The organism is Synechococcus sp. R6-5, assembly GCF_047461775.1.
In the GTDB taxonomy this organism is placed as follows: Bacteria; Cyanobacteriota; Cyanobacteriia; order Thermostichales; family Thermostichaceae; genus Thermostichus.
The window spans coordinates 1-1,201 of record NZ_JANSHV010000361.1 but is presented as its reverse complement, the minus strand read 5'-3'; the positions used below and the strand labels follow the sequence as shown (position 1 = coordinate 1,201).

The window sequence follows — 1,201 nt, the reverse complement described above, 5'->3', positions numbered from 1 at the left end:
AGTAGTCCGTAAACTAAGTTCTCTTGCATTCCGAGGTGATATCGGATAGACTGGTGGTATGAAAAAAGATCACCTGACTCTGACAGAGAACGACCGCACCACGCTTGAAGGACTGCTTGCCAAAGGTACGCTCGCGGTCAAGACTTTCAAGCGCGCGACCGCGCTGCTCGAACTCGATCGCGGCAAGACCCTGCGTGCGGTGGCTGAAACGCTCGATGTGACCTACACCACGGTCGCCGCTTGGCGCAACGGCTACCGCACCAAAGGGTTGGACTGTCTGTACGATGCGCCGCGTTCTGGCCGTCCGATTGTCATTGATGGCGCTCAGCGCGCCAAAGTCACGGCATTGGCGTGTAGCGATGCACCAGAAGGCCATGACCGCTGGACCTTGCGCCTCCTGGCTGAGAAAGTCGTCGAAGCTGGCTTCTGTGAGACGATCTCGCATACTATGGTTGGCACAATTCTAAAAAAAACGAGCTGAAGCCACATGTACAGCAGACCTGGTGCTTTGGCGCCCTCACTGCGGCCTTTCTGGCCCAGATGGAGCGCATTCTGGCACGCTATGCGCTGCCGTATGACCCGCACTATCCGGTAATCTGCTATGACGAACGGCCCTGCTTTCTGATCGGCGACACCCTCGTTCCGGCAGCGATGCAGCCAGGCAAGCCACGAAAACAGCACTACGAGTATGAAAAGCTTGGCTCGTGTGCGCTGCTGGCGGCAATCGAACCGCTGACTGGCAAGCGCCTGGCGCAGGTACACCCACAGCGCACCAAACGAGAGTGCACGCTGTTTTGCCAAGCACTTGCCGCCCAGTATCCAAACGCGATCAAGATCCGACTGGTACAGGACAATCTCAACACCCACAACGCCAGTGCCTTCTATGAGCATTTACCGGCTGAAGATGCGTTTGCCTTAGCAGAGCGTTTCGAGTTCATCTACACACCCAAGTCGGCCTCCTGGCTCAATATGATCGAGTGCGAGTTCGCAGTGATCTCGCGCCTCTGCCTCAACAGGCGCATTCCATCGATCCAGACCTTGGGCCGGGAGGTGTTGGCCTTGTTCAACGAGCGCAGCGCCAAGGCGATCAAGATCAACTGGCAGTTCTCCATCCAGGCCGCTCGAACCAAGCTCAATAGCCACTACACCAAAGTCCATCCCGAGAATGAAAAATACAAGGAAACTTAGTTTACGGACTAAT

General features: G+C 56.1%; 2 protein-coding genes. Both read left to right on the top strand.

The annotated features are described in order from the left end of the window. Positions 1 to 58: 58 nt before the first annotated feature. Complete coding sequence (locus NW818_RS13740; protein ID WP_011955408.1) at positions 59 to 481, top strand: helix-turn-helix domain-containing protein; 423 nt, start codon at positions 59 to 61, stop codon at positions 479 to 481. Beyond that, the gene (locus tag NW818_RS13735; RefSeq protein ID WP_414424870.1) at positions 478 to 1,188 is read left to right on the top strand and encodes an IS630 family transposase; all 711 of its coding nucleotides are present in this window, start codon (positions 478 to 480) and stop codon (positions 1,186 to 1,188) included. Before NW818_RS13740 ends, NW818_RS13735 begins: the two co-directional genes overlap by 4 nt. The last annotated feature ends 13 nt before the right edge of the window (positions 1,189 to 1,201 follow it).

Excerpts from the sequence above, each read along its gene's own strand:
- NW818_RS13740 (WP_011955408.1), top strand. The coding sequence starts at position 59 with ATGAAAAAAGATCACCTGACTCTGACAGAGAACGACCGCACCACGCTT.